The following is a 25,217-nucleotide window of genomic DNA, read 5'->3' as shown; positions in this document are numbered from 1 at the left end:
GGATCGGCGTAGACGGCAACGCTCGCGATCCCGGCATCCCGGCAGGCACGGGCAACACGGACAGCGATCTCGCCACGGTTGGCGATGAGCACCTTCATCAGCATCTCGGCTCCAGGGTCTGGTTCGGGGCGGCGTAGAGCCGGTCGGTGGTTTTGGGGATCTGGGCCATGTCCGCGCCGGGGGTGGGGACCGCGTGGGTGTCCTGTGCCGGGGCCCGGTGCGGGGCGGTGCCGATGACCTCGTAGCCGGAGTCGCGCGGGGCCCGGGCGGTGTCGCTGCCTCAGCGTTCATCGCGGCGGGGTCTCGCAGAGGCGAAAGAGGAGCGCCTGGGGGCCGGACTCGATGCCTTCTGTCAGACACACCTCGGCCCCGACCCGCAGGATGAGCGGCGGCACGCCGATGACCCTGGAGCACAGCCAGAATCCCTCGGGCATGTTGATGGTGGCGAGTGCGCACTGTCTCCCGGGGCTCCGGCCCACGGCCATGACATGGCGGATGACGCCGATGCCGCAACTGAGCTCCCAGGCAAGGTCGGTGGAGGCGCAGACGGGGCACAGCAGACGGCGGAAGACCGCGGTCCGACACCAGCGGCAGCGCTGGAAGTACAGCTCTCCACCCCCCACTCCGCCCAGCGGCACCTGCTTGGGGCAGTCCGCCTCTGGGGGCGGGTTCGCGCTCGCGTCGGCCTCCCGTTCGACGGGGGCGCCCTCCGTGATTTCGATCGCTGCATGGAGCACGGTGTCTCTCTCCGTCCCCGGCCCGAAACGACCCGTGACGGGAGGTGGTGGCTCGCCGATCACGGCTGTGGCACGTCGCACCGCTGTGGTGGCGTGCATATCCAAACTATGGCACTGAGTGCCGCAAGTAAAGTACTCAGTTCCAAATAGGGCGCGGGTGCTGGACGTGATGGTGTGCCGACGCGGCGGTTCCCTGTGGTGGCAGGCGAAGATGTCCCTGGTCGGGTGCGGGGGAGTGCCGGGCTCGCTCCTTGCGGGGAAGCCACACCGCGCCACCCGGCGCCCGATACCCGAAGAATCCGGTACTCGGTCCCATCGGGACGAGGCAAGTGGCGTCCGCGCGGCAAGGCGGGGAAGGATGGGTGGTCATGAGCAAGCTACCTGCACGGATCCGACTGGCAGACGCCGCATTCGCGCTCTTCGACGAGCGCGGATACGAGCAGACGACCATCGACGACATCGCTGAGCGAGCGGGGCTCGGGCGCACGACGTTCTTCCGAAACTACCGTTCCAAGGAAGACGTCATCTTTCCGGACCACGACCGGCTCCTGGCGCTGATCAGAGATCGGCTGGCGACCTCGAGCCACAGCACCGCCCTGGTCGCCGTGTCGGACGCGGTTCGACTCGTACTGCTGCACTACGTGGAGGAGGGCGACCTGGCCAGGCGGCGATACGCCCTCACGAGCAAGGTGGCCGCCCTGCGTGATCGGGAGATCGCCAGCGTGGGCCGCTATCAGCGACTGTTCCGGGAGTTCATCGCGGACTGGATGGGGGGTCCGACGGAATCGGCGTCGCTGAGGGCCGAACTCATGGCCGCCGCGGTGGTGGCCGCCCACAACCACGTGCTGCGCCGCTGGCTTCGGGGCGAGTCGTCCGACCCGGTCGCCGAGGTGGACGAGGCGATGCGTGAGGTGCTCGCCCTCTTTCCGGCGCCCGGCTCCTCACCGGCGCCCGGCGGTGGCACCACCGTCGTCGCGTTCAGGACCGGGCAGGACATCGACACCCTGCTTCCCTCGCTGCGACGTCTCGTCGAGGACGGCGCCGAGCGCTGAAGCCCGCTCCGCTTGAACGAGTGATGCCGCGCACAGCGGAGACCGGGGCGCGCTGTGGCGTGTTAGCTTCCGGCCGTGGCTTCCCCGGTCCCGAACACGTCCCCCTCCCACGGCGGAACCGCCGGGACCAGCTCAGGAGGCTGTCCGGTGGCGCTGGGCACCCGTGCCCCGCTCGACCCGCTCGATCTCTTCGGCGACGGCTTCGTCCGCGACCCGTATCCCTGGCTGGACCGGCTCCGGGCCGAGGCCCCCGTGACTTACCACCCGGACACCGGGTTGTGGCTGGTCAGCCGCTACGACGAGGTGCGCCGCGCACTGCTCGACCCGGCCCTGTTCCGTCCCGACAACGCCCTGCGGGCAGTCACCCCACTACCGGTCGCGGCGCTGCGGATTCTCGCCCGGGCCGGCTTCACGCTCCCACCCGCGCTCGCCAACAACGGCACTCCCAGCCACCCCGGACTGCGCCGCGTGGTGACCCGATTCTTCAACGCCGAGCGCGTCGCCGCGGCCGTACCGGTCATCCAGCGCGTCGCCGAGGACTTGCTCGACACCGTGCGGTCGGAGCTCGACGCCACCGGTCGGTGCGAACTGTTCAGCTCTTTCGCCCAGGTGCTGCCCTGCCGGGTACTGATGGAACTCCTCGGCATCCGGGGAGTCACTCCGGCCACCTTGATTCGCTGGAGCGATGCCTCGCTGGAGCTGTTCTGGGGCAGGCCCACTCCCGACAGGCAACGGGAACTGGCGGTGCTCGTCGGCGAGTTCCATCAGTGGCTGACCGACACGGTGCGCGGCGATGCCGCCCCGCCCACCTCATTCGTCGGTGCGTTGGCTGCTCACCGTTCGCCCGACGGCGAGCCGCTGGACGTCGGGACAGCGGTGGCCGCGTGCTTCTTCGTGTTCATCGCGGGACAGTCCACCACCGGACAGCTCATCGCCACGGTGCTGCGGCGAGCGCTCACCGAGCCGGACCTCTGGCAGCATGTGCCGGAGCGGACGGGTCTGGCGGAGGCATGGGTGGAGGAGGTGCTACGCCGCGAACCGCCGGTCACCACGTGGCGCCGGGTCACCGTCCGCGCCGCCGAACTGGGCGGGGTGCGCATCCCTGAGGGCGCGCAGTTGCTGCTGATGCTGATGGGCAGCGGATCCGATCCGAAGGTGTTCCCTCACCCTGAGCGGATGCGCCCGTATCGGACGAACGTCCGCCACCACCTCGCATTCGGTGTCGGCCGCCATCGCTGTCCGGGCGCGTCCCTGGCGCGCACAGAAGCGGCGGTGGCCTTGCGAGTGGCGGCCGGCCGCCTGTCCGGAGTACGGCTGGAGGAAGGTGGGACCGAACCCCCGATGCTGGGTCTGCTGTCCTTCCGGGCTCCCCTCGGGGTCGCCGTCAGCCGATGAACGGGGGCTGGTGCCGCCGTTTCGTCCGCTGGAAGTGGCGCCGGGTGCCCGGGGCTACGTCTGATCACGCAGCTTCGTCCGCGCCCAGTCGGCCCACTCCCGTTGCATCGCCTCCAAGCGCAGGCCCCAGTCCAGTGCCAGCGCGCCGTAGACCGACAGCGCGTCGTCGCTCCAGTCGATCCGGTCGTGCAACTCGCGCAGTTCCTCGTGTCGTTCGGAGGCTGCCTCCGCGATGCGGCTCAGGAACGCGCGGGCTTCCTCCGGGCTGACGGCGTTGAGGAAGAACACGCGCAGGATCAGGTCGTCGCGTCGGGGGCGCGGCGCCACGTCGATCATCCAGCGCCGCAGCTCGACGCGGCCCTCCTCGGTGATCTCGTAAACCTTCCGGCCTCGCGGGCCCTCCTCGGCCACGGTGATCAGTCCAGTGTCGGCCAGCTTGGCCAACTCGCCGTAGACCTGGCTCTGGGTCGCCGTCCACGCGTGGCGAAGCGAGATGTCGAACTTCTGCATCAGGTCCCAGCCGCTGCCGGGCTCCTCGGACAGCAGGCCGAGCACGGCATGTCGAAGGCTCATTCAGGGAGCCTACCTTCCACAATTGACACGTCAATTGGGGACCTTCTACTTTTGACATGTCACCATTGGCACCTCAGGAGGTCTCATGGCCACGACCACCTTCCATCTCAAGGGGAACTACGCTCCCGTTCACGACGAGTTGACCGCGTATGGCCTGCCCGTCACCGGTGCGATACCGCCCGAGCTGAACGGCTGGTATCTGCGCAATGGGCCGAACCCGCGCGGGGAGTCCGCGCACTGGTTCATCGGTGACGGGATGATCCACGGGGTCCGGCTGGAGAACGGGCGAGCCGCCTGGTACCGCAACCGCTGGGTCCGCACCCGCAGCTTCGAGGACCCGGCGGTCCAGGAGTACCGGGAGGACGGCACGGCGGACCGGACGGCGTCGGTGGCCAACACGCATGTCGTGAACCACGCGGGGAAGACCCTCGCGCTCGTCGAGAACGCGCTGCCGTACGAGGTGACGCACGAGCTGGAGACCGTCGGGCCGTACGACTTCAACGGCAAGCTGACCACGGCGATGACCGCGCACCCGAAGATCTGCCCGGAAACCGGCGAGCTGCACTTCTTCGGCTGTGACTGGCAGGAGCCGTATCTGACCTACCACCGTACGGACGCGCGCGGCGAGTTGGAGCTGTCGCGGACGATCGATGTACAAGGCCCCACGATGATGCATGACTTCGCGGTCACCAGTCGGCATGTGGTGTTCCTGGAGCTGCCGTTGGTGTTCGCTCCCGGTCCCGGCATGCCCTACGACTGGGACGAAGGCTTCGAGGCGCGGATCGGTGTGCTGCCACGGCATGACCCGCGCGCCCGGGTGCGCTGGTTCCCGATCGACCCGTGCGCCGTGTTCCACACGCTCAACGCGCACGAGGCGGGGGACTCGATCGTGCTGTACGCGGTGCGGTATCGCCGACTGTCGTGGAACGAGATCGTGGAGTCACCCTCGGTCCTGTGGCGGTGGACGATCGACCTGCGCACCGGAAGTGTTCGCGAGGAGCAGGTCGATGACCGCCCGTGTGAATTCCCGCGTATCGACGACCGGTTCACGGGTCTCGACGTCCGGTACGGCCATGTCACCGGGCATGACGCGATCGTGCGGTACGACCTCCACTCGGGCGGCTCGACCGCGTTCGAGTTCGGCGCGGGACGCACGCCCTCCGAAGCCGTGTTCGCGCCCCCGAACTGGCTCATCGCCTATGTCCACGACCGCGCACGCGACGGAAGCGATCTGATGATCTTGGACGCCACCGATCTACGGAAACCGGTGGCGACGGTGCACCTCCCCGCCCGCGTGCCACAAGGCTTCCACGGCAACTGGATCGCGGACTGAGACCCCGGCGGCCACCGCGCCGCAGCCGCCCGGGTGAGGGCCGCGCGGCCTCCAGCCCGTCGGACGTGCACCAGTCTGTGCTTCACCTCTGCTTGAGCTGTTTGCGGTTGGCCGTCAGGATTTCGTCGGACAGTTCGGGGTCGGCCTCGGTGACGGCGCGGGAGACCACCAGCGCGCCGACCATCTGGCAGAACAGGGCCACCGCCTGTTCGCGGGCTTCTGCCGCCGTCGGTTCGGTGCCGGATTGGTGTGCGCCATCGAGCACCATCTCGGTGATGGCGCTGAAGTATCCCTCGAGCCCGCGTCGGTACTCGGCCTGAGAGGTGGCGCCGCGGCGTCCGGCGTCGGCTGCCAGGGCGGCTGAGGCGCAGCCGGTTTCCGGGTGATCGCGGTGGGCGGCCGTCACATACACGTCGACCATGTCGTGCAGGGCTGCCCGGGCGGAGCGGGGATGTGCCTTGCGGATGGCGGCCAGCGCGTCGAGGGAGTCGGTGAAGCCCTGACGGTAGACCTCGAGGGCGAGGTGTTCCTTCGAGGAGAAGTGGTTGTAGAACCCTCCGTGTGTCATCCCGGCGGTCTTCATCAGCTCCTCGATGCCGATCCCGTCGACGCCGTGCAGTCTGAACCCTTCGCCTGCTGCCCGGACGATCTTTTCGCGGTTGAGCTTCTTCTGCTCCTGGGTGATACGTGGCACCTCGGACACCTCCTCGACAAGACGGCACTGCTGAGTGCGGGCCGAGGTCGATATCTCGCCCATTGTGATGATACCTGACATCAAAAAGGGTGTCCATGCGCTCGCTCCGGCTTGACAATTAATGATGCTGATCACCATCATTAATTTTGATGGTGCCCAACATCAAAAAGCGGGTTGGGTCCGCGAACCGCCTGAACACCTGTGAGAGGAAGACGCTGATGGAATTCGGAATCATCGGAGCGGGCACGATCGGGAAGGGCATCGCCGGGCATCTCGTGACGGCAGGTCATCGCGTCGTGCTGAGCAACAGCCGCGGCCCGGACACACTGAGTGACACCGTGGCGCGGCTGGGGCCGCTGGCCACCGCCGGAACAGTCGCCGAGGCGGCCGCGGCGGAGATGGTGTTCCTGGCGGTCAGGTGGCTGGACATCCCTGCCGCGCTGGCCGATGTGTCCTCATGGGACGGCCGGATCCTGGTCGACACCAGCAATCACATTGTCGGCCCGACGCCGAGGGACCATGCCGACCTCGGTCCGGAGACGGGCAGTGAATTCGTGGCCCGCCACGCTCCGGGCGCACGTGTGGTCAAGGCGTTCAACACGCTGTACGCCCAGTACATCGTGCCAGACCCGCGGCATGCGGAAGGCCGTCAGCTGCTCTTCTACGCCGGGGACGACGCGGACGCGAAAGCGGATTTCCGTGCGGTTGCCGACGAGATCGGCTTCGCGCCGGTGGATGCCGGGTCGCTGCGCGAAGGCGGCCGGTTGATGCAGGTCGGAGGCGGCCCGCTCTCGGCCCTGCACGCTCTCAAACAGGACTGAACGGAGAAGATCATGACTCGGTATGAAAGGGGCATCCCATGAAAGCCCTCGCTTATGAGAAGGCCCACTCGCTCGACGCGTTCGCCATCGAGCTCATCGACGCCGCGGAACCACGGCCGCGCGACACGGATCTGCTCGTCGGGATCCGCGCCGTGGGAATCAATCCGGGTGAAGCGCTGATCCGGCAGCTGCGCAGCGCTGAACCGGGCGGACGCGTCATCTTGGGGTGGGAGTTCGCCGGGGTGGTGGAGGCCGTGGGACCGGAAGCCACCGGCTTCGCGGTCGGCGACCGCGTCATGGGCACCGGAGACATGACACGGGACGGAGCCTGGGCGGAGCGGCTCACGGTCGACCATCGTGTGGTGGCGAGGATTCCGGACCAGCTGTCCTTCTCCGACGCCGCGTCCTTGCCCATCGGCGGCCTCACGGCCTGGGAGGCACTGTTCCGCGATCATGACAGCTTGGCGGCGGGAATCGACCGGGTGCTGATCGTCGGCGGCGCCGGCGGTGTGGGGACGCTGGCGACACAGCTGCTGAAGAGCAGGACCTCGGCCCTGGTGGTGAGCACGGCCTCGCGCCCGGAATCACGCGAGTGGTGCACGAGGACGGGAGCGGATGTGGTCGTCGACCACACCGGAAACGTGCCCGGTCAACTGCGTGACGCCGGTGTCGACCGGATCGACCTGGTGTTGTCCACTTCGGGGACCATCGGCAATGTCGGCTGGATCGCCGAGGTCCTGCGGCCATTCGGCCACCTTGCCGTCGTCGATCTGAACGGTCCCCTCGATCTTGGACCGCTCATCGGCAAATCCGTATCGCTGCACACCGAAACCGTCTTCAGCAAGATCATGGCCGGTGGCGACATCGCCAGCCAGGGCAGAATCCTCGCCGAACTGGCGGCGGATACCATCGCGGGCTGGCTGCGCCCCATCGCCACGACGGTGCTCAGCGGCCTGAGTGTGGACACGATGAGAGCAGCCCATGAACTGGCCGAGAGCAGGCGGACGATCGGGAAGATCGTGATCAACATCTGAGCCCGTCCGTCTTCTGGCGGCCCCTTGCGAAAACAAGCGGATGTGTCCGGTCCGCCGGGCGCTATGCCGAGGTGGGCGGGTGCGGGGAGCGGAGCACGAGCAGGGTGATCTCGCTGGGGGCGAAGACGCGGAAGGGCGGGCCCCAGAAGCCGGTGCCGCGGCTGGTGTAGAGGAGGGTGCGGGGGCCGTGGTGGCTGAGGCCGGCGAGGGCGGGCTGGTCGATGCGGACGAGGTGGTGGAAGGGCCAGATCTGGCCGCCGTGGGTGTGGCCGGAGAGTTGGAGGTCGACGCCGGCGGCTGCTGCCCGGTCGATGAACTTGGGCTGGTGTGCCAGGAGCAGGACGGGGAGGTCGGGGTCGGCGCCGTTCAGGGCTCCGGCGAGGTGGGCGCGGTGGCCTGCCAGGCCGGAGGACTCGGCGGTGACGTCATCCACGCCGGCGACCACGAGGGTGTCGCCTCCGCGTTCGAGCAGCAGATGGCGGTTGCGCAGTGGCTCCCAGCCCAGCTCGTCCATCAGGTCGACCCAGCCCTGGGCCTCGCTGTAGTACTCGTGGTTGCCGGTGACGTAGACCCGGGCCCGGGTGGCCCGCACGGTACCGAGTGGGGCGGCCTGGGCGCGGCGGCGTTCGGCGGTGCCGTCCGCGATGTCGCCGGTGTGGCAGACCAGGTCGGCTTCCAGAGTGTTCACCGTCTCGCATACCCGCGCCGACCAGCGAGCGCGATCGAGCGGGCCGTAGTGGGTGTCGGTGATGAGGGCGACGCGGATGCCGTCCAACCCGGCACCCAGCCGTGGGAGTTGCACGTCGAGTCGGCGCACGCGTGGCACTCGGCGCGCCTCGGCGTACCCCCAGCCGAGCAGTACGGCGGTTATGCCGAGGATGGCCCAGGTGACGATACGGGCCCGGTCCTGGCTGTCGCCGACGCCGGCCACGGTCAGGGCGAGCCGCAAGAGAACACCGAGCAGAACGGACCAGGTGAACAGGATCCAGCTGGTGCCCAGCAGGGTGTCGCCGATGATCGCCGCCCGATCCTGCTGGCGCCGGCCGTGGCCGCGCATCATCATGAGCGGCATACCGATGAGAGCGAGCGCGAACAGGGCGGTGCCGACCAGCGCGACGGGCAGCGGCCAGTGCTGGCCGGTGTACAGGAGCACCCAGCAGGGCACGGCCCACAGCAGGACGGGGGCGATCAGGGGGATGAAGCGCATCAGGCGGCGCAGTCGGCTCTGCCGCGGCGCTTGCGCTTCACTCTCGGCGGGCCGGGTGTTGCTGGTGTCGGTCACGCTTCCCCTCCCTGATCAGGCTGCCGTCTCGCGCACTGTATCTGGTTGCCTTGGGCAAGATGCTCCTCTACGGCGCACCGCTGCGGCACTACGCGGCACCCGCCGAGGGCCGGACCACCCAGGCGGTCCGCCGGATGAGCATGCTCTTCGAGCGTGAGCTGTTCGACGGGTACACGCGGAGCAGTTCGCCGCGGCCGCCATGCCCGAGCTGTCGGCCGCCTTCCAGGAGTTCGGCCGCGCGCGCCCTGGCCGCCGGAGGGAGGGGTGCCCCTGCGCGCCGACGGTGTGGGGACCGGACCGTACGGGCGACTGGCCGCCGACGGGCTGCGTTACGGCCCCGCCCTCCGGGGCATACGCGCCGCCTGGAGACACGGGGAGGAGCTGTACGCCGACGTGGCGCTGCCCGAAGCTGTCCGGGCCTCGGGCCCGGAGGCGGACGGCCCGGAGTTCGTCCTGCATCCCGCGTTGTTCGACGCGGCGCTGCACGCCCTGGCCCTGGACGGCCTCGTCAAAGACGGTTCCGCGGCATTCGGTCCGGCGGCCGCCGGGCTGCCCCTGCCGTTCGCCTTCGGCGGAGTGCGCGTGCACACCACCGGCGTACAGCGTTTGCGGGTCCGGGTGGGCCTCGGGCCCGACGGGCAGGCCGCAGTGGAGCTGACCGATGAGACGGGCTCACCGGTGGCGACGGTCCGTTCGCTGACGCTCCGGCCCCTGCCGCGTACCGACCCGGCGACGGCGGACCCGGTCACCGGCGCTCTCCACCGGACGGACTGGGTGCCGCTGACCGAGTCCGTCCGGTGGAGAGCACCCGTGGCGATGGCGCGCTGGGGGGTTCTGGGCACGGCGGGCACACGGCTGGTGGACACCCTCGCGCCTCCGGGTTCCGGCGTCCCGGTGTACCGCGGCCCGGCGGCGTGCGACGCGTCGGCGGCCGTTGTCGTGGCACCGTGCCCACCGCCCGACACGACCGGCGGCGCGCGGGACCAGGCCGCCGGGTTGCTGCGGCCGGTTTCCGCGGTGCGGCACCCGGGGTTCGAGCCCGGAGAGGCTCTGCCCGCCACACTGGATGCGCTCGTCACCGCTCAGGCCATCGCCGTCCGGGCGGCCGCGGCCGAAGGCCCCCTGGTCCTGCTGGGGCGGTCGGCCGGTGGCTGGGTGGCCCATGCCGTGGCCGAGCGTCTGGAGTCCGAGGGCGCCGCCCCGGCGGCCGTCGTCCTGGTGGACACCTATCCCCCCCGGTCACGGCGACCGGGGTCAGGCGCTCTCCGCGATGACGTCGGACATGCTGCGAAGGGCGGCGGAATTCGCCTCCGCCGGCCTTGACCGGCTCACCGCCATGGCCGGGTACTTCGAGCTCTTCAGCGGCTGGAAACCCGCGCCGCTCGCCTGTCCCACCCTGTACGTACGAGCCCGGGACACACTGCCGGGCGCCGAACCGGCCCCGGACTGGAGCCTGCCGCACGCCGAGGTCACCGTGGACGGGGACCACTTCACCATGCTGGAGGAACACGCCCGTACCACCGCACTCGCCATCCACCGGTGGCTGGGGGCCGGCCCGGTCTGAGGAGGCCCTGGGCGAGGCGCGGGCGCGGGCGCGGACGGGCTCCGTCCCACGCACCCCCGCGCCGCCGTCCTCGCACCCGCTTCCCCTGCCGTGGGCCGGGGAACCGTGGCGGGACGCGCCCCTTTCGGCCCGACCGCCACCACCGATGTCGGACCCCGTGCGCAGGACCTCTTCCTCTTACGAGGGCGCGGCCGGTGCTTCCACAAGCTGCGTGGGGATCCGGCGGTGACTGTCCTCGAGCAGGGCCCGCATCGCCATGCGGAAGACCTCGGCCTGGTGTTCGCCGATGAAGGAGGCGTGTCCGAACACCTCCAGGACGACCATGCCGCGTCGGCAGCCGCCGACACGGCATCGGACAGGTCCCGGTACGCCTTGGCGACGGAAATGGTGAGGAGGGCGTCCCGGTTTGGAAAATAGTGGTAAAGCCTTTGGACCGTCATGCCCAGGCTGCGGGCGACACCCCTCAGGGACAGGGCGTGCGGCCCGTGTTCGGCGATTCGCCGGTCCTGGCCGGTGCTCATGGGGCTACTGGAGCGCCCACCGGCGCGGGGCGGGACACCGGATCGGGGTCCTGCGCCCGGACGCCCGTCAGATCATGTAGTACACACCTTAGTGATTCTTCTAAAGCGTTCGAATTAGGATCGTCGTATCGCTTGCCAGCCCGAGAAACCTGCCTGATCGGCCCGCATGGGCTCTACTGTGCAGTGCTATGTCACCTCCCTCGTTGAGTGCCGGACGGCTGCCCGCCGTCTGGCGGTTTCGGCCCTCGCTGGTATGCGCGGCGAGCCGGAGCGCCGCCGACCCGTGAACCATATAAGCTCACTTATCGCAAACGCCCTGAAAGTCGACTCTGCCGTTGGTGTGGCGGAGGTCCGAGGCTCCTACGGGTTGACTGAAGTTGTGAGCAGTCCCGGAATGTCCTGTTCTAAAGGGGTGCAGTGTCTGCTGGATGCCATGGCGCCGATCTTTTCGACCTTTTACAACGTTGTCAGGACTGGGTGCGGATGGACCGGCTGGGTGAATCCGATGGATATCCGATATCTCCATGCTTGTACTCCGATAGGGGGCTCGTGTGATGCTCGAACGGTGGCAGGACCGGCGACTCCGTGCGATGCCGAAACCTGGAACCGATGTGAGATTCAACGTTCTTGGCCCGCTCCAGGTGGTCAGTGACGGTGCCATGCTGCCGATGGGCGGTCCCAAGAAGCGCGCGGTCCTGGGATACCTGCTGGTGCACGCGAACAACGTGGTCGCCACCAGTCAGATGATCAAGGTGATCTGGCCCCAGGGTGCCCCCTCGACCGCGCGCAAGATGCTCCAGAACACCGTGTCGTGGATCCGCGGCCTGCTCGCCGAGCGCGACCTGGCCCCGTCCTGCGCGCTGTTGACCCACTCACCCGGCTACCTCCTGCGGGTCGACGAGAGCATGGTCGACCTGCTCCGTTTCGAACGGCTGGCCCGGGCCGGCCGCGAGGCGCTGGCCGACGGTCGGCGCGCCGAGGCCACCCGGGCCCTGCGCGAGGCGCTCGACCTGTGGCGGGGTCCGGCGCTGGAGGATCTGACCGACACCGGCATCACCTGGCCCCGGCTGGCCGCCCTCCAGGAGGAGCGGCTGACCACCTTGGAGGACTACCTGGAGGCGGAGATCGCCGCCGGGCGGCACCACGAACACGTGGCGGAACTCGACGAGTTGGTCACCGCGGAGCCGCACCGGGAGCGTGCCTGCCGGCTGTTGATGGTCGCGCTGTACCGCTGCGGCAGGCAGGTCGACGCGCTGCGGGCCTACCAGCGGACCCGCAAGGCGCTGATGGACGACCTCGCCCTGGAACCCACCCGGGAGCTGCGCGAGCTGGAGACCCGCATCCTCGCCCATGACGTGTCCCTGCGCCCGGTCGTCGAACCCGAGCTGCGGCTGACCCTCTCCGGCGCCGCGCACGTCCGTCCGGCACCGACGGTCGAGACCGTCCCGGACGAGGTGCCGGCGGCCCGCCGGGCCGGGGGCGAATCGGTCGCGGCGCCCCCCAGGCCGACCGCCTCGACCGGGGAGCGCAAGCTGGTCTCCATCCTCACCACGTCGTTCGACCTCGGCCACGAGGTGGACCCGGAGGACGTGGACGACCTGCTCGCCGACCTGGCCGCCGCGGTCCGCGCCGAGGCGGAGCTCGCCGGGGGCACCGTCGTGTGCTGTACCGGCTCCGCGGTCCAGGCGGTGTTCGGCGTCCCGCGCACCGATGAACAGGACATGCTGGCCGCGGTCCGTACCGCGCTGGTGGTGCGCGACCGGTTCGCCGCCCGGGAGGACGCCGACCCCCTGCCGGTCACCGTGCGCCTGTCGGTCAACACCGAGGAGATCCTGATCAAGACGCACGGCGCGGCGCCGCAGGTGGTGAGCCCGGCGATCGACACCTGTCTGCGCCGGGTCTGGTCGCTGCCGCCGGACACGGTGTGGATCTGCGAGGCGACCCGGCGCAGCGGGGGCGCCGACCTCATCCACGACCCCGTCCCGTACTCCACGCACACTGGCCCGCCGCTGTGGCACGCGACCGGGCTGCGCGGCGACCCCCCGTACCCCGTCGACATCGCGCGGCCCCCGCTGGTCGACCGGGACCACGATCTGATCATCCTCCAGGAGCACCTCGACCTGGTGGTGCGGCGAGGGCGTGGGCGGATCCTGACCCTGGTCGGCGAGGCGGGCATGGGCAAGAGCCGTCTGGTGCTGGAACTCGCCCGGCTGATTCGGCGCAGCCCCGACCGGGCCAAGGTACTGCGGACCGGCACGGTGCACGGCCTGCGGACCGCCACCGCCGATCCGCTCACCGCCCTGGTCGCCTCCTGGGCCGGGCTGTCCCACGGCTGCACGCCCGAGGAGGCCGAGGCCAAGGTGACCGCCGCGGTGAGCGGACTGCTCGGCGAGGGCTCGGCGGCCCGGTCGCTGACCAGCGGCCTGCTCCCGCTGTTCGCCCCGGGCGGCCGGGTGCGCGGTGGGCCGGACGTCGGCGCGGTGCACGCCGCCGTCGTCGACCTGCTCACCGGGATCGCCGGGGAACTTCCGGTGGTGCTCGTGGTGGAGGATCTGCACGCGGCCGACGAGGACCTGTTGCGGTTCCTCGGCCTGCTCGCCGGGCGGGTCGCCGCCATCCCACTGCTGCTGATCTCCACGGCCCGGCCGCAGCTCGTCAGCCGCCGTGTGTGTTCCCGGGCATCCACCACGATGACGCTGGACCGGCTGACCGACGCCGCGGTCCGGGAGCTGTGGGGGTCGGTGCTGCGGCGCGAGGAAGAGGGTGACGGCGCCGGTCTGACCCCGGAGCTGTTCGACCGGATCGGTGGCAACCCCATGTTCGCCATCGAGTTCGCCCGGCAGCGGCTGCACGAGCCGGACGGTGCCCCGCAGGGCCGGTTACCGGCCCGGATCTACCGGGTGATCGCCGCGACGCTCGACCGCCTCGAGCCCGAGGAGAAGGAGGTCCTGAAGGAGGCCACCCTGGTGTCCGGGCCCATCGTGCCGGACACCGTGGCCGCGCTCGGCTGCCGCACCGTGGAGGTGGTGCGGGGCTGCCTGGACGGCCTGGCCCGGCGGCACCTGCTGGTGCGCGAGCTCGACGGGAGGGGCTACACCTTCGCGCACCCGGTGATCCGGGACGTGGCGCACGCCCAGCTACCGAAGGCCACCCGGTCCGGTGCCGACCGCCGGGCCGGGGCGCTCCGGGCCTGCTGACGGCGGTGTCGCCGGTGCCGGCCGCGCGGTGGCCGCGGGCTGTTCCCCGGGGCCACCCCGGACCACCGGCGGTCGGCACCGTACCCGCGGGCCCACCGACGGGTGGGCCCGGCCGACCGGGCGGCGGCATCTCAGTCGGTGAGCACCTTGACCGGGTCGCAGGATGCCCAGCACTCGGTGATCAGACCGTTTTCCACCTTGAGGATCTCGGTCAGGACCCGGGTGAACGTGGCGCCCTCCGGCCCGAGTTCGCCCGCTCCCGGACCCAGCTTGCCGATCACGCTCCAGTGCGTGGTGATGTACTCGTCCGTGATGATCGGCCCGACCAGGGCGGTGAACTTCGCCTCCTGGAAGACCGCGTTCACCGCGATCACCCACCGGCGGACCGACTGCGCGTCGTTGATCGCGGCGAGGTCCCGGTCGGACTCCAGGCACAGCTTGAACCCGGGCGCGATGATCTCATCGGTCAGGTCCAGTTGGTTGTACCAGAGGTTCGTCCACTTCTCCCACAGGGACAGGTGTGTGGCGGTCATACGGGTCCTCCCGAGAGTGATCGTTGCGGCGTCACGGACAGCAGACCGCGACGCAGGTCGCCCACCAGCTCCGCCGCCGAGACACGGTCGGCGGCGGATCCGAAGACGTAGAAGTCCGGCCGCACCAGCAGTGCGACCGCCGAGGACTCGGCCAAGAACGGCAGATACACCCCGTCGTCGTCGGCCACTTCGCCCTCGCCCACCGGTGCCCCGGCCGGCACCACCCGCACCAGGCGGGTCCCGACGTCGGCCAGGAACTCCCGGTCGGCGTCGTCCAGCAGCGCCGCCGGGTCCTGGTCGGTCAGGAATACGAAGCCGCGCCCGGCCACGTCGTCGAAGCGTCCAGTGCCGGCGGTGCCGGTCACCCGGCCCTGCGGCATGTACGCGCCCGCGCCGGGGCCGGCCCCGGACAGCAGCCCCTCCGTCAGCGGCACCCCGCTGAGCTGCGGCGGCTCCTCGGCCTCCGGGTCGGCCGCCCGGGCCAGCAGCATGGTGTCGCGCGCCGCGGCAGCGGCCGGATCCAGTTCGCACACCATCTTGCCCAGCTCGATCGCGTAGCCGATGAAGTGCCGCAGGTGGCCGGTGCGTTCGACCGCATAGCTGTCCAGCAGCGCCGGGGCGCCGCGGCCTCGCAGCACCAGGTCCAGCTTCCAGGTCAGGTTGGCCGCGTCCCGGATGCCCGCGCACATGCCCTGGCCGGCGAACGGGGGCATCAGATGCGCGGCGTCCCCGGCCAGCAGGATCCGGCCGCGCCGCCACTGGTCCACCCACTGCGCGCTGAAGGTGTACACCGAGTGCCGGTGCATGGTGGCGTTGTCCGGGGTTATGCCGTGCGGCTCCAGCAGCCGCCACGCGGTCTCCGGCCGGTTCAGCTCCTCGATGCTCTCGCCCGGCAGCCGCATGAATTCCCAACGACGGTGCTCCAGGCCGCCGGAGACCACCGTGGTCGGCCGGGCCGGGTCGCAGATCTGGAGGTTGTTCGGCCGGAACTCGCGTGGCTCCTTCAGCACCAGGTCACAGAGCAGCCAGTCGTAGAAGAACCCCAGGCCGGTCACCGTGGACCCGATGGCACGGCGCACCGCGCTGTTCGCGCCGTCGCAGCCCACCACCCAGGAGGCGGTGATACGGCGCCCGCCCGCGGTGACCTCCACATGGTCATCCCGTTCGACGCAGTCGGTCACCTCCAGACCGCGCAGCAGCCGCAGGTTCGGCAGCCGCTCGGCCCTCTCCTGCAACACCCGTTCCAGCGCCGGCTGGTGGAAGACCACCGACCTCGGCCAGCCGGCCGACCCGGGCGGGTCGCCGGCCAGCTCCAGGCGCATCAGCACTTGGCCGTCGGCGGTGTGGAACTCGTAGTCGACCGCCGGGTCCCCGACCTCGTGCAGCCGGTCCCCGATCCCGGCGGCCGCCAGGTATCGCGCGGTCTCCCCGTCGAAGTGCACTGCCCGCGGGAAGGGGTACGGCCGCTCGTAGCGCTCCAGCACGGTCACCCGCCAGCCCTGTTGGGCCAGCAGCGTCGCGGTCAGCTGGCCGACCGGGCCCCAGCCGACCACCAGCACATCGCAGTCGGTGGTCACCGGAACGCCTCGATGTGGTCGGCGGCCCACTCCCGGTACGACCGCGGCGGCCGGCCCAGTACTTCCGCCACCGCGCCGTCGACCCGCACCAGGCTCTCGTCGGTGTTGCGCAGCATGGTCAGCATCGCGTCGGCGACCGCCGGCGGGTAGCGCAGTCGGTCCACCATCGCCGCGCGGGCCACCGCCTCCGGCAGTTCCTCGAACGCCACCGGCTCGCCGAGCAGCTCGGCGAGCACGGCCACCTGCTCGGCGACCGTGATCACCTCGCCGCCGGTCAGCGTGTGCACACGAGACCGGTGCGGGGCCGGGTCCGCCAGCACCCGGGCGGCCACCTCGCCCACGTCCCGGGGGTCCACCGCCGAACTGCGGAAGTCCCCGCCGAAGGCCCGCACCACCCGCTCGGCGCGCACCGACGGCGCCCACGGCAGCGTGTTGGACATGAACGTGCCGCCGCGCAGCACCGTCCAGTCCAGGCCGGAGCCCTGGACCACCGCCTCCGCCGCCAGGTTGACCTGCTTGATGGCGCTGTCCCGCGCGCTGCCGGCCCGGATCGAGGACAGCAGCGCCACATGCCGCACGCCCGCGTCGCGCACCGCGGCCACGATCGGCCCGGCCTGCGGGATCCCGGGCAGCACCAGGAGCAGGAACGCCCGGTCCACCCCGTCCAGCGCGGCGCCCAGCGAGCCGGGGTCCGCCAGGTCACCGGTGACGACGTCCACCGCCTCGGCCCAGCGTCGGGCGCCCTCGGGGTTCCGGGTGAGCACCCGGACCTTCTCTCCACGCTCCAGCAGCCGGTCGACGACCTCGCCGCCCACGGCCCCGGTAGCACCGGTCACCAAGATCACGGAATACAGCCTCCTGTCAGAAGACGGCGTCGATCAGCTCGGACGCCTGCTCTACGGTCAACCTCGGGTCGCACAGCGACAGGTAGCGCTCGGTCAGCGCGTTCTCCTCCTCAGGTCGGCCTACGCACTCGGTCACCCGCTCCGCGGCCACCTCCAGATGCAGCCCGCCGACATGCCGACCGGCCCGCTCCACCACCCGGCGGAACTCCCGGCTCTCCGCGATCAGGTCGGCCAGGTAACGGGTCTTCAGCCCGCCGGCCGCCCGCCGGGTGTTGCCGTGCATCGGATCGCTCAGCCATACGACCGGATGGCCGGCCGACACCACCGCCCGCACCAGCGGCGGCAGCGCCTCCGCGACGGCGTCCCGGCCCATCCGGAAGATCAGCGTCAGCCGCCCCGGGACCCGGTCCGGGTCCAGCGCGGCGCACAGCCGCAGCAAAGTGTCCGGGGTGGTCGACGGGCCGATCTTGCAGCCCACCGGGTTGCGCACCGAGGCCAGCAGAGCCACGTGGGCGTGATCCAACTGCCGGGTGCGCTCGCCGATCCACGGGAAGTGCGTGGAGCCCAGCAGCGACCGGTCGGCCGCCGGGTCGTGCCGCACCAGGCCGGCCTCGTAGTCCAGCACCAGCGCCTCGTGGCTGCTCCACGGCCCCAGCCGCCCGCCGTCCGCCGCCGCCACGCGCCGGGCGCGCAGGTCCCGCAGGATCTCCGTGCTCGCGTGGTACGCCCAGACCATCCGGCGCGGATCCGGCCGCCGGGCGAGCTCCGAGGCCGTCTCCAGGTTGACCATGTGACCGCGGAAGACCGGCAGCGTCACCCCGTCGACCGTCTCGACCGGCGCCGACCGCGGCTTGGCGTACTGCCCGGCGATCCGCCCGATCCGCAGCACCGACTGGCCGGTCCGCGCCGCCACCCGGTCGGCCAGCGCCTCGAGCGCCGACGCCTTCGCGGCGGTGTGCCCGGCGCCGGACTCGTAGAAACTCTCCGCGCAGTCACCGGCCTGCACCAGCCGGGCTTGCCCCCGCGCCACCTTCGCCAGGCCCCAGCCCAGGGTGGCCACCTCGGTGTGCGTCACCAGCGGCGCGGCGCCACACAGCCAGCCGAGCGCGGCGGCGTGCGCGGGGTGCGCGTCCCACTCCGGCTGTTGCTCGGCCGGCAGCGACTCCCACGCCGACGGCAGCGGTGCGCCCATCATGCGGACGTCGCGATGTCGTGGTGGAGCAGCGCGGGCAGGTCCTCGCGATGCTTCACGCCCAGCTTCCGGTACACCTTCGTCAGGTGCTGCTCGACCGTGCTCTCGGTGACGAACAGCTTCTCCGCGATGGCCCGGTTGGTGTAGCCGGCCGAGGCCAGCGTCGCCACCCGCCGCTCGGCCCGGCTGAGGAAGGTCAGCGCGGTGTCCTCCAACGCGCCGGTGCCGTCCACCTCGTGCTCGGCCATGCCCGGGAACAGCTCCCGGCACAGCGGCTCGGCCTGGCAGCTGCGCGCCACGTGCCAGGCCCGGCGGGCCGTCTGCCGGGCCCGCCGCTGCTCACCGGACGTGTGGTGAGCGTGGCTGAGGTCGGCCAGCGCCCGCGCCAATTCGTAACGGTCCCCGGCGCCCTCCAGGATCTCCACCGCGTCCCCCAGCAGATCGGTGCGCTGCCGCTCGCTCCCGCACGCCGCCAGCAGCCGCAGCGCTTGGCCCCGGACCCGGCCGAAGTCGGTTCCCACCCAGGCCAGCTGCTCGTTCAGCAGCCGTCTGGCCTGCTCCCGGTTGCCCTGCCGCAACCAGGTCTCGGCCGCGCCGGTGCGCCACGGCACCAGGCCCGGGGTGTCCAGCGCCCAGGAGCGCATCAGCTCGCCGCAGGCGAAGAAGTCGGCCAGCGCGGCGGCGTGGTTGTCGCACACGAGGTGGTAGTGGCCACGCGCGTACAGGTAGTGCAGCCCGTACCGGCTCTCGAACATCGACGCCGGGACCGGAACCCGCAGATATTCGGCGGCGATCGGCAACTGTCCGGTCCGGGAGGCGGCCAGGATCAGCGAGCTCAGCGGCAGACCGGCGGCCGTGCCCCAGGCCGGCGCGGACACCTCCTCCAGCGCGGCCCGCGCCCGCTCGACGGCCGCCGCCAGGTCCCCGCGCCGGACCGCGATCTCCGCCGACACTGCGGACAGTTCGGCCCGGGACATCGGCACCCGCGCGGTCCACGGGTCCCGGCGCCACGCCTCGCACCAGCGGGCCGCCCGCTCGGTCCGGTCGGCGTACACCTCCGGCATCAGGCACAGCAGCGCGGACTCGCCGGTCCACACCGTGCTCCGCTGCACACTCGCCTTGTGCAGCAACTGCTCGGCCCGTTCGGTGGCCTCCTCGTACCGCCCGTGGATCAGCACATCCGCCAGCACCGCGGAGAACCGCTGCCACGGCGCCGACCGGTCCGCGGGCCCCTCGGCCGTCGGCCGGCCCCGCAGCACCGGCCGGCGTCGCCGCGCCGGCCGCGGGTGGGTGCACATCAGCCACAGCTCGAACGCGCGCAGCCGGGCACCGGTGTCGGCCGGGTCGTCGTCCGGCGCGGCCCGCAGCCGCTCGACGAGCGCGGTGGCCTCCTCGGGACGGCCCTGCCACAGCAGTTGCCGGCACACCTCGATGGTGTCGCCGGGCGTCAGCAGACCGGCCCGGGCGTCCCCGGCCAGCTGGTCCAGGTGCCGGACCGCGGCGCGAGGGTCGGAGCGCCACTCCACCTGAGCCAGCCGGACGCGGATCGCGGCCCGCTCCCGGCCGTCCCCGGCACCGCGCAGCGCCTGCTCCAGGCAGTCCACGGCCACCGCGAACCGCTGCTCCAGCAGATGGCTCTCGGCCGCGTCCAGCAGTACCCGGGTGGCCGGGATCCCATCGGCGCCCTCGCCCGCGATGATGTGCGCGGCGACCGCGGTGGCCGGCTCGCCCCGTTCCTGTAACAGCCGGGCCGCGGCGCGGTGCAGCGCCACGCGCTGCTGCGGTGGCAGGTCGTCGAGCACCCCCGCCCGGCCGTTGGGGTGCGCGAAGTCCCCGTCGCTGAGCAGCCCGCCCGCCTCGAAGGCTCGGACGGTGTCGGCGACCACGTCCACGTTCACCCCGACCAGCCGGCTCAGCAACGCCTCCGAGGTGTGACCGCGCAGCACCGCCAGGCCCCGCACCACGGCCAGCCCGGCCGGGCCGCCGCGCCGCAGACTGGTCAGCAGCGCCTGCCGATAGGAGCGGCCGGCCATGTTCCGGCCGGTCCGCCAGTCGTCCAACAGGGCGTGCAGCAGCAGCGGGTTGCCGCCGCTTGCGCTGAAGAACGCCGGTGCCAGCCGGTGCGTGGCCGACGGCCCGCAGTGCTGTCCGATCAGCTCGGCGGCGCCTCGCTGCGACAGCCGCCCGACCGGGATCAGATCGCTGTGCGGGTACCGCAACAGCTCGGTCCTGGCCGCCGAGAAACCCGGGTGCGGGCCGATGTCGCTGGCCAGCACCACCAGCACCGGGGCCGGCCCGATCCGCCGGGCCAGCGACAGCAGCCACAGCACCGACTCCGGGTCGGCGTGCTGCACATCGTCCACCGTGATCAGCGCCGGTGAACGGTTCACCAGGGCGAGCAGTTCCATGCACAGCCCGTGCAGCACCTGGGCGGTCAGTCGCTCGGCCGCCCCGGTGTCGGGGGTGGACGCGAGCCTGTCGATCAGCTTCGCGGCCCGGTCCCGGAACGCCGCCGGCAGCGTGGGCGCCAGGAACAGCTGGCTCACCACGCCCAGTGGGAGCGCCCGTTCGGCCGGCGAGCAGATCGCATGCAGCCGGAGCAGCGCCCCGTCGGCCCCGGGCCCGGCCCCGGCCCCGGCCCCGGGCCCGGGCCCTCCATCCGCAGGGCGTCCGTGCGCCGACGCTCCGTTCTCTGGCGTGCGGTCCGCTGGTGTGCCGTCGGTGGGCGTGTCCGTGCCGGGTCCGCGCCCGTCGGCGCGACGCGGACACGCTCCGTCGGCGGACCGGGCGAACGAATGCAGCAACTCCGTCTTACCGGTCGACGCCGCTCCCTCGATGAGGGCGATGCTCCCGGTCCCCGACGTGGCCTGACACAGCAGCGCGGTAAGGCGGGACAGTTGCTCGTCCCTCTCCACCAACCTGGTCAAAGGTTCCTCCTGCAATCGCGCATGTCCCCCGTGCTGACCGAGTCCTTACGGCGCCGCCGATGCTAGGCGGGACGTCGCCCCGCATCCCAGTGACGGAATTCCATCGACCATTCCACGGACCGGTCACCACCCGTCCGTCAGCCGACCGGCCGACCACCCGTAGGGCCAGGTCAGAGGGGGCAAGATCGGCGTGCGGCGAAGCCCGTCGGCCGGGCCACCACCGGCCGACGGGCTTCGCCGCACCCGGCTCAGTCCAGCTTCTCCAGCCAGCCCAGCAGCGCCTCCGCGGTGTCCGCCACCTCGTCGGTCAGCACCGTGAAGTGGTCGCCCGCCACCTCGATCAGATCGTGCGGCAGTGGCCACGTCGCCTGCCAGCCGTCCTCACCGGCCATCTCCGGTGTGGGGCGACCGGCCCGCAGGAACAGCGTCGGCGTGGTGACCGCGTACGGTGTCCAGTCGGTGAACATCCGCAGATAGGCACCCATCGCCAGCAGGGCGGCGTCGTCCGGCGCGCCCTCCTCCACCGCGGCCCGCGCGGGCAGCCCGAGCAGCCACTCCTGGGCGCGCGAAGCGCCGTCCAGCGGGTAGGTGTCGATCAGCACCAGCCCTCGTGGCCCGCGGCCCAGCCGCTCCAGCTCGCCGGTGACGGCGTGTGCGACGGTGCCGCCCAGGGACCGGCCCACCAGCACATACGGTTCGTCGCCCACATGGTGGAGCACGGACCGCGCATGCATCCCGACCAGCGTCCCGCGATCCTCCGGCACGGCCTGACCGGTGCCGAAGCCGGGGTAGGGCAGCACCGCGCTGTCCAGGACCCCGTCCAGCCGGCGGCCCAGCGCGTCGTACTCGTGCGGGGTGGCCGCCGGAGTCACCGCCGGTACGCAGACCACCCTCGGCCGCCGCGGACCGGTCGCCAGCGTCACCGGCCGCATGGCGTGCTCCGCGCTGTCCCGGTCCGAGAAGGTCGGCACCGACCAGGACGCACCGACCAGCATCTGTGTCGCCGCCTCGATCCGACCATCCCGGTACAGCCGCTCGTACAGCGTGGCCACCGTGTACGTCGACGGCTCCGGTGAACGCCCAGCCGCCAGCTGTGCCCCTACGTGGTCGGCGAGCGCGGTGGCCGTCGGGTGATCGAACACCACGGTCGCGGACAGCCGCAGCCCGGTGGCCGACATCAGTCGGTTCCGCAGCTCGACCGCGGTCAACGAGTCGAAGCCCAACTCCCGGAAGTCCCGTTCGGGATCGACCGCGTCGGCGTCGCCGTGCCCCAGCGCCTCGGCGACCTGCTCGCGGACCAGCTCCAGCGCCGAACCGGGGTCGACCGCGGGCGGCGCCGCGCTCGCGGCGTGCCGGGCGGTCGGCCGGGGCCGTCGGACCAGGCCCCGCAGCGCCTCCGGCACCGGCTCCAGCCGGTTCAGTGTTCCGACGTCCAGCTTCACCGGCGCCAGTACGGCCGCACCCGACCCGACCGCCGCGTCGAAGAGCGCCAGCCCTTCGGCGTTCGACAGTGGCCGGAGCCCGTTGCGCGTCATCCGGTCGTGGTCGGCCTGGGTGAGGTGGCGGGTCATGCCGGTGGTGCGTTCCCAGGATCCCCAGGCGAGTGAGGTGCCGGGCAGGCCCAGACCGTGGCGGTGGGTGGCGAGGGCGTCGAGGAAGGTGTTGGCGGCGGCGTAGTTGGCTTGTCCGGGTGAGCCGAGGATGCCGGCGATGGAGGAGAAGAGGGCGAAGAGAGCGAGGGGGTGGTCTTGGGTGAGTTCGTGGAGCCACCAGGCGGTGTTGGCCTTGGGGGTGAGGGTGGTGGTGAGTGCGTCGGGGGTGAGGTGGTCGATGGTGGCGTCGGCCAGCGCTCCGGCCGTGTGCACGACGCCGGTCAGCGGTCCGATGTCGTCGATGAGTGTGGCGAGTGCGGTGCGGTCGGTGAGGTCGCAGGAGCGGACGCGGACGCGGGCGCCGTGTTGTTGGAGTTCGTTGGTGAGTTCGGTGGCGCCGTCCGCGTCGGGTCCTTGGCGGCTGGCCAGGACCAGGTCGCGGGCGCCGTGTTCGGTCACGAGGTGGCGGGCGATGAGGGAGCCCAGGCCACCGGTGCCGCCGGTGATGAGCACAGGGCCCGTGGAGAGGTCGGGCCGTTTGTCGGTGGAGGCACTGGTGTCCACCGATAGGCGTGTCAGTCGGGGGAGGGTGATGGCGCCGTCGCGGATGCGGGCTTGGGGTTCGCCGGAGGCGACCAGTGCGGGCAGTGCTTTGCGGGAGGTGGGGTGGTTGTCGGTGTCGACCAGCACGATGCGGTTGGGGTGTTCGGTTTGGGCGGTGCGGATGAGTCCCCAGACTGCTGCGCCGGCGAGGTCGTCGTAGGTGGCCTCGACCACGAGGGGGGTGGTGGTGTCCTGGGCCAGGTGTTGTTGGACGTGGGTCAGGGTTTCGGTGGTGATGTGGTGGGTGTCGGCCAGGATGTCGTTGCCTGTCGTGGGGACTGTGTATTGCTCGAAGTCCACTGGGGTGGTGGGGGTGGTGGGGGTGTGTGGGGACCAGTCGAGTGTGTAGAGGTGGTTTGTTTCGGGTTGGGTGGTGTGGAGTTGGTCGGGGTGGAGTGGTCGGGTGGTGAGGGAGTTGATGGTGATGACGGGTTGGCCGGTGGTGTCGGTGGCCAGGAGGCGGGTGGCGCCGGTGTCGTCAGTGTCCAGTTGGACTCGCAGGTGGGTGGCGCCGGTGGCGTGGACGGTCACCCCCGCCCAGGAGAACGGCAGTTGGATGCCGGATTCCTCGTCCCACACGGCGGTCACCGCGGCGGGGTGCAGGGCCGCGTCGAGCAGCGCCGGGTGCAGGATGTGGCCTGTGGCGAGCCCGGCGGCCTCCGGGAGTTCCACCTCGGCGAAGAGGGTGCTGTCGCGTTGGTAGAGGGTGTGGAGTCCCTGGAAGGCGGGGCCGTAGTGGAGTCCGGTGTCGGCGAGCTGCTGGTAGGCGTTGGTGAGGTCGATTTGGTGGGCGTCGGCGGGTGGCCAGGTGCCGAGGTCTGCCGCGGGGTGGGTCTGGTCGCTGAGGGTGCCGGTGGCGTGGCGGGTCCAGGTGCCGGTGGTGTCGCGGCTGTGGAGGGAGATGGGGCGGTGGCCGGTGTCGGTCTCGGCGCCCACGGTGACTTGGACCTGGGTGGGGTGGGTGAGTGCGAGGGGGGTGTGGATGACCAGTTCGTCCACGGTGGTGTGGTCGGTGTGCTCGGCGGCGTAGAGGGCGAGGTCTATCAGTGCGGTGCCGGGGACGATCACGGTGCCGTTTACCGTGTGGTCGGTGAGCCAGGGGTGGGTGCTGGTGGAGAGTCGGCCGGAGAGTACGAGTTCGCCGGTGTCGGCCACTGTGGTCACCGCGCCCAGCAGCGGATGGTCGGTCGAGTCGAGGCCGACCCCCTCCACTTCGGTGCCGCCGCCCGCGGTGTCGTTCAGCCAGAAGTCCCGCCGCTGGAAGGGGTATGTCGGCAGGGAGGTACGCCTCCCGGCCGGAGTGAGGGCCCGCCAGTCCACCGAGTGGCCCACGCTGAACACCCTGCCCAACGCGTCGATCGTGCTGCGGACCTCGTTGTGGTTGCGGCGGGTGGTGGGGATGAGGTGGGTGGTGGTGGGGAGGGTGGTGCGGGCGAGGGCGGTGAGGGTGGTGTCGGGGCCGATTTCGAGGTAGGTGGTGATGCCGTGGTGGTGGAGGTGGTGGAGGGTGTCGGTGTAGCGGACGGGTGCGGTGATGTGGTGGGTCCAGTGGGTGGTGTCGGGGTGGGCCGGTGCTGCGGTGAGCATGCTGATGAGGGGTGTGTGTGGGGGGTGGTGGGTGAGGGCGTTGAGGGTGGTGGTGAAGGGGGCGAGGATGGGTTGCATGAGGGGGGAGTGGAAGGCGTGGCTGACGTTGAGCCAGTTGGTTTTGACGTGGAGTTGGGTGGCGATGTGGTGGAGGGTGG

General features: G+C 71.2%; 20 protein-coding genes and 2 pseudogenes. 9 read left to right on the top strand and 13 right to left on the bottom strand.

Annotation, left to right across the window (positions count from 1 at the left end; genetic code table 11):
* Positions 1 to 101: biotin carboxylase N-terminal domain-containing protein (locus tag AB0E24_RS45515; RefSeq protein ID WP_346241212.1), on the bottom strand; the 101-nt coding region annotated here is incomplete at its 3' end.
* Between the two features lie 186 nt (positions 102 to 287).
* A complete protein-coding gene (locus tag AB0E24_RS45510) occupies positions 288 to 737 on the bottom strand; it encodes a Zn-ribbon domain-containing OB-fold protein (RefSeq protein WP_234701560.1) in 450 nt (149 codons plus the stop codon).
* A 368-nt stretch (positions 738 to 1,105) separates the two neighbouring features.
* Between AB0E24_RS45510 and AB0E24_RS45505 the strand changes: the two genes are divergently transcribed.
* Positions 1,106 to 1,789, top strand: coding sequence for a TetR/AcrR family transcriptional regulator (locus AB0E24_RS45505; RefSeq protein ID WP_079256923.1), 684 nt, complete (start codon positions 1,106 to 1,108; stop codon positions 1,787 to 1,789).
* 147 nt (positions 1,790 to 1,936) lie between these two features.
* On the top strand, positions 1,937 to 3,184 hold the full coding sequence (locus AB0E24_RS45500) for a cytochrome P450 (protein ID WP_359385876.1): 1,248 nt from the start codon (positions 1,937 to 1,939) through the stop codon (positions 3,182 to 3,184).
* A gap of 54 nt (positions 3,185 to 3,238) precedes the next feature.
* On the opposite strand, the gene AB0E24_RS45495 is transcribed toward AB0E24_RS45500, so the two are convergent.
* Positions 3,239 to 3,757, bottom strand: coding sequence for a PadR family transcriptional regulator (locus AB0E24_RS45495; RefSeq protein WP_079256922.1), 519 nt, complete (start codon positions 3,755 to 3,757; stop codon positions 3,239 to 3,241).
* Positions 3,758 to 3,842: 85 nt separating this feature from the next.
* On the opposite strand from AB0E24_RS45495, the gene AB0E24_RS45490 reads away from it, so the two are divergent.
* Positions 3,843 to 5,090, top strand: coding sequence for a carotenoid oxygenase family protein (locus AB0E24_RS45490; protein ID WP_359385874.1), 1,248 nt, complete (start codon positions 3,843 to 3,845; stop codon positions 5,088 to 5,090).
* 82 nt (positions 5,091 to 5,172) lie between these two features.
* Here AB0E24_RS45490 and AB0E24_RS45485 read toward each other — a convergent pair whose 3' ends face one another.
* The gene (locus AB0E24_RS45485; RefSeq protein ID WP_359385872.1) at positions 5,173 to 5,925 is read right to left on the bottom strand and encodes a TetR/AcrR family transcriptional regulator; all 753 of its coding nucleotides are present in this window, start codon (positions 5,923 to 5,925) and stop codon (positions 5,173 to 5,175) included.
* An 8-nt stretch (positions 5,926 to 5,933) separates the two neighbouring features.
* Here AB0E24_RS45485 and AB0E24_RS45480 point away from each other — a divergent pair, with 8 nt between their 5' ends.
* Together AB0E24_RS45480 and AB0E24_RS45475 are read left to right on the top strand one after the other, a co-directional pair.
* On the top strand, positions 5,934 to 6,605 hold the full coding sequence (locus AB0E24_RS45480) for an NADPH-dependent F420 reductase (RefSeq protein ID WP_359385870.1): 672 nt from the start codon (positions 5,934 to 5,936) through the stop codon (positions 6,603 to 6,605).
* A gap of 38 nt (positions 6,606 to 6,643) precedes the next feature.
* Complete coding sequence (locus tag AB0E24_RS45475) at positions 6,644 to 7,639, top strand: alcohol dehydrogenase catalytic domain-containing protein (protein WP_359385868.1); 996 nt, start codon at positions 6,644 to 6,646, stop codon at positions 7,637 to 7,639.
* A 61-nt stretch (positions 7,640 to 7,700) separates the two neighbouring features.
* On the opposite strand, the gene AB0E24_RS45470 is transcribed toward AB0E24_RS45475, so the two are convergent.
* Positions 7,701 to 8,921 carry a metallophosphoesterase gene (locus AB0E24_RS45470; protein WP_359385866.1) on the bottom strand — a complete coding sequence of 407 codons (1,221 nt, stop codon included), beginning with the start codon at positions 8,919 to 8,921 and terminating at the stop codon, positions 7,701 to 7,703.
* Between the two features lie 62 nt (positions 8,922 to 8,983).
* On the opposite strand from AB0E24_RS45470, the pseudogene AB0E24_RS46155 reads away from it, so the two are divergent.
* The 3 genes and pseudogenes from AB0E24_RS46155 to AB0E24_RS45460 form a co-directional block, all read left to right on the top strand.
* Positions 8,984 to 9,136 (top strand): annotated as a pseudogene (locus tag AB0E24_RS46155) (TetR/AcrR family transcriptional regulator); the annotation flags it as partial.
* Between the two features lie 49 nt (positions 9,137 to 9,185).
* On the top strand, positions 9,186 to 10,244 hold the full coding sequence (locus AB0E24_RS45465) for a polyketide synthase dehydratase domain-containing protein (RefSeq protein WP_359385864.1): 1,059 nt from the start codon (positions 9,186 to 9,188) through the stop codon (positions 10,242 to 10,244).
* A complete protein-coding gene (locus tag AB0E24_RS45460) occupies positions 10,204 to 10,485 on the top strand; it encodes an alpha/beta hydrolase family protein (RefSeq protein WP_359385863.1) in 282 nt (93 codons plus the stop codon). The genes AB0E24_RS45465 and AB0E24_RS45460 overlap by 41 nt, the downstream gene beginning before the upstream one ends.
* Positions 10,486 to 10,662: 177 nt before the next feature.
* On the opposite strand, the gene AB0E24_RS46150 is transcribed toward AB0E24_RS45460, so the two are convergent.
* Both AB0E24_RS46150 and AB0E24_RS46145 read right to left on the bottom strand, forming a co-directional pair.
* Positions 10,663 to 10,809, bottom strand: a complete 147-nt coding sequence (locus tag AB0E24_RS46150) for a hypothetical protein (RefSeq protein WP_383163163.1) — start codon at positions 10,807 to 10,809, stop codon at positions 10,663 to 10,665.
* 116 nt (positions 10,810 to 10,925) lie between these two features.
* Positions 10,926 to 11,006, bottom strand: a pseudogene (locus AB0E24_RS46145) (hypothetical protein); the annotation flags it as partial.
* 611 nt (positions 11,007 to 11,617) lie between these two features.
* Between AB0E24_RS46145 and AB0E24_RS45450 the strand changes: the two are divergent.
* The gene (locus tag AB0E24_RS45450) at positions 11,618 to 14,203 is read left to right on the top strand and encodes an ATP-binding protein (protein ID WP_158525884.1); all 2,586 of its coding nucleotides are present in this window, start codon (positions 11,618 to 11,620) and stop codon (positions 14,201 to 14,203) included.
* 131 nt (positions 14,204 to 14,334) lie between these two features.
* Here AB0E24_RS45450 and AB0E24_RS45445 read toward each other — a convergent pair whose 3' ends face one another.
* The 6 genes from AB0E24_RS45445 to AB0E24_RS45420 form a co-directional block, all read right to left on the bottom strand.
* Complete coding sequence (locus AB0E24_RS45445) at positions 14,335 to 14,736, bottom strand: hypothetical protein (RefSeq protein ID WP_099013059.1); 402 nt, start codon at positions 14,734 to 14,736, stop codon at positions 14,335 to 14,337.
* Positions 14,733 to 16,313: a bifunctional 3-(3-hydroxy-phenyl)propionate/3-hydroxycinnamic acid hydroxylase MhpA gene (mhpA, locus tag AB0E24_RS45440; RefSeq protein WP_359385860.1), complete on the bottom strand. Its 1,581-nt coding sequence runs from the start codon at positions 16,311 to 16,313 to the stop codon at positions 14,733 to 14,735. The genes AB0E24_RS45445 and mhpA overlap by 4 nt, the downstream gene beginning before the upstream one ends.
* A complete protein-coding gene (locus AB0E24_RS45435; RefSeq protein ID WP_158525883.1) occupies positions 16,310 to 17,158 on the bottom strand; it encodes an NAD(P)H-binding protein in 849 nt (282 codons plus the stop codon). Before AB0E24_RS45435 ends, mhpA begins: the two co-directional genes overlap by 4 nt.
* A 16-nt stretch (positions 17,159 to 17,174) precedes the next feature.
* Entirely contained in the window at positions 17,175 to 18,353 is a 1,179-nt protein-coding gene (locus AB0E24_RS45430) for a 3-deoxy-7-phosphoheptulonate synthase (protein WP_359385857.1), read from the bottom strand.
* Complete coding sequence (locus tag AB0E24_RS45425) at positions 18,350 to 21,277, bottom strand: helix-turn-helix transcriptional regulator (RefSeq protein WP_359385855.1); 2,928 nt, start codon at positions 21,275 to 21,277, stop codon at positions 18,350 to 18,352. The genes AB0E24_RS45430 and AB0E24_RS45425 overlap by 4 nt, the downstream gene beginning before the upstream one ends.
* A gap of 248 nt (positions 21,278 to 21,525) precedes the next feature.
* The coding region (locus tag AB0E24_RS45420) for a type I polyketide synthase (RefSeq protein ID WP_359385853.1) at positions 21,526 to 25,217 on the bottom strand (3,692 nt) is incomplete at its 5' end.

Source organism: Streptomyces malaysiensis subsp. malaysiensis, from assembly GCF_040653035.1.
In the GTDB taxonomy this organism is placed as follows: domain Bacteria; phylum Actinomycetota; class Actinomycetes; order Streptomycetales; family Streptomycetaceae; genus Streptomyces; species Streptomyces malaysiensis.
This window is presented reverse-complemented; position numbering and strand designations above follow the sequence as displayed.

Bases quoted from the DNA above. Each gene is read 5' to 3' on its own strand.
- AB0E24_RS45480 (WP_359385870.1), top strand. From the start codon at position 5,934: ATGGTGCCCAACATCAAAAAGCGGGTTGGGTCCGCGAACCGCCTGAAC.
- AB0E24_RS46150 (WP_383163163.1), bottom strand. From the start codon at position 10,809: ATGGTCGTCCTGGAGGTGTTCGGACACGCCTCCTTCATCGGCGAACAC.
- AB0E24_RS45460 (WP_359385863.1), top strand. From the start codon at position 10,204: ATGCTGCGAAGGGCGGCGGAATTCGCCTCCGCCGGCCTTGACCGGCTC.
- AB0E24_RS45505 (WP_079256923.1), top strand. From the start codon at position 1,106: ATGAGCAAGCTACCTGCACGGATCCGACTGGCAGACGCCGCATTCGCG.
- AB0E24_RS45475 (WP_359385868.1), top strand. From the start codon at position 6,644: ATGAAAGCCCTCGCTTATGAGAAGGCCCACTCGCTCGACGCGTTCGCC.
- AB0E24_RS45495 (WP_079256922.1), bottom strand. From the start codon at position 3,757: ATGAGCCTTCGACATGCCGTGCTCGGCCTGCTGTCCGAGGAGCCCGGC.
- AB0E24_RS45485 (WP_359385872.1), bottom strand. From the start codon at position 5,925: ATGATGGTGATCAGCATCATTAATTGTCAAGCCGGAGCGAGCGCATGG.
- AB0E24_RS45445 (WP_099013059.1), bottom strand. From the start codon at position 14,736: ATGACCGCCACACACCTGTCCCTGTGGGAGAAGTGGACGAACCTCTGG.
- AB0E24_RS45430 (WP_359385857.1), bottom strand. From the start codon at position 18,353: ATGATGGGCGCACCGCTGCCGTCGGCGTGGGAGTCGCTGCCGGCCGAG.
- AB0E24_RS45490 (WP_359385874.1), top strand. From the start codon at position 3,843: ATGGCCACGACCACCTTCCATCTCAAGGGGAACTACGCTCCCGTTCAC.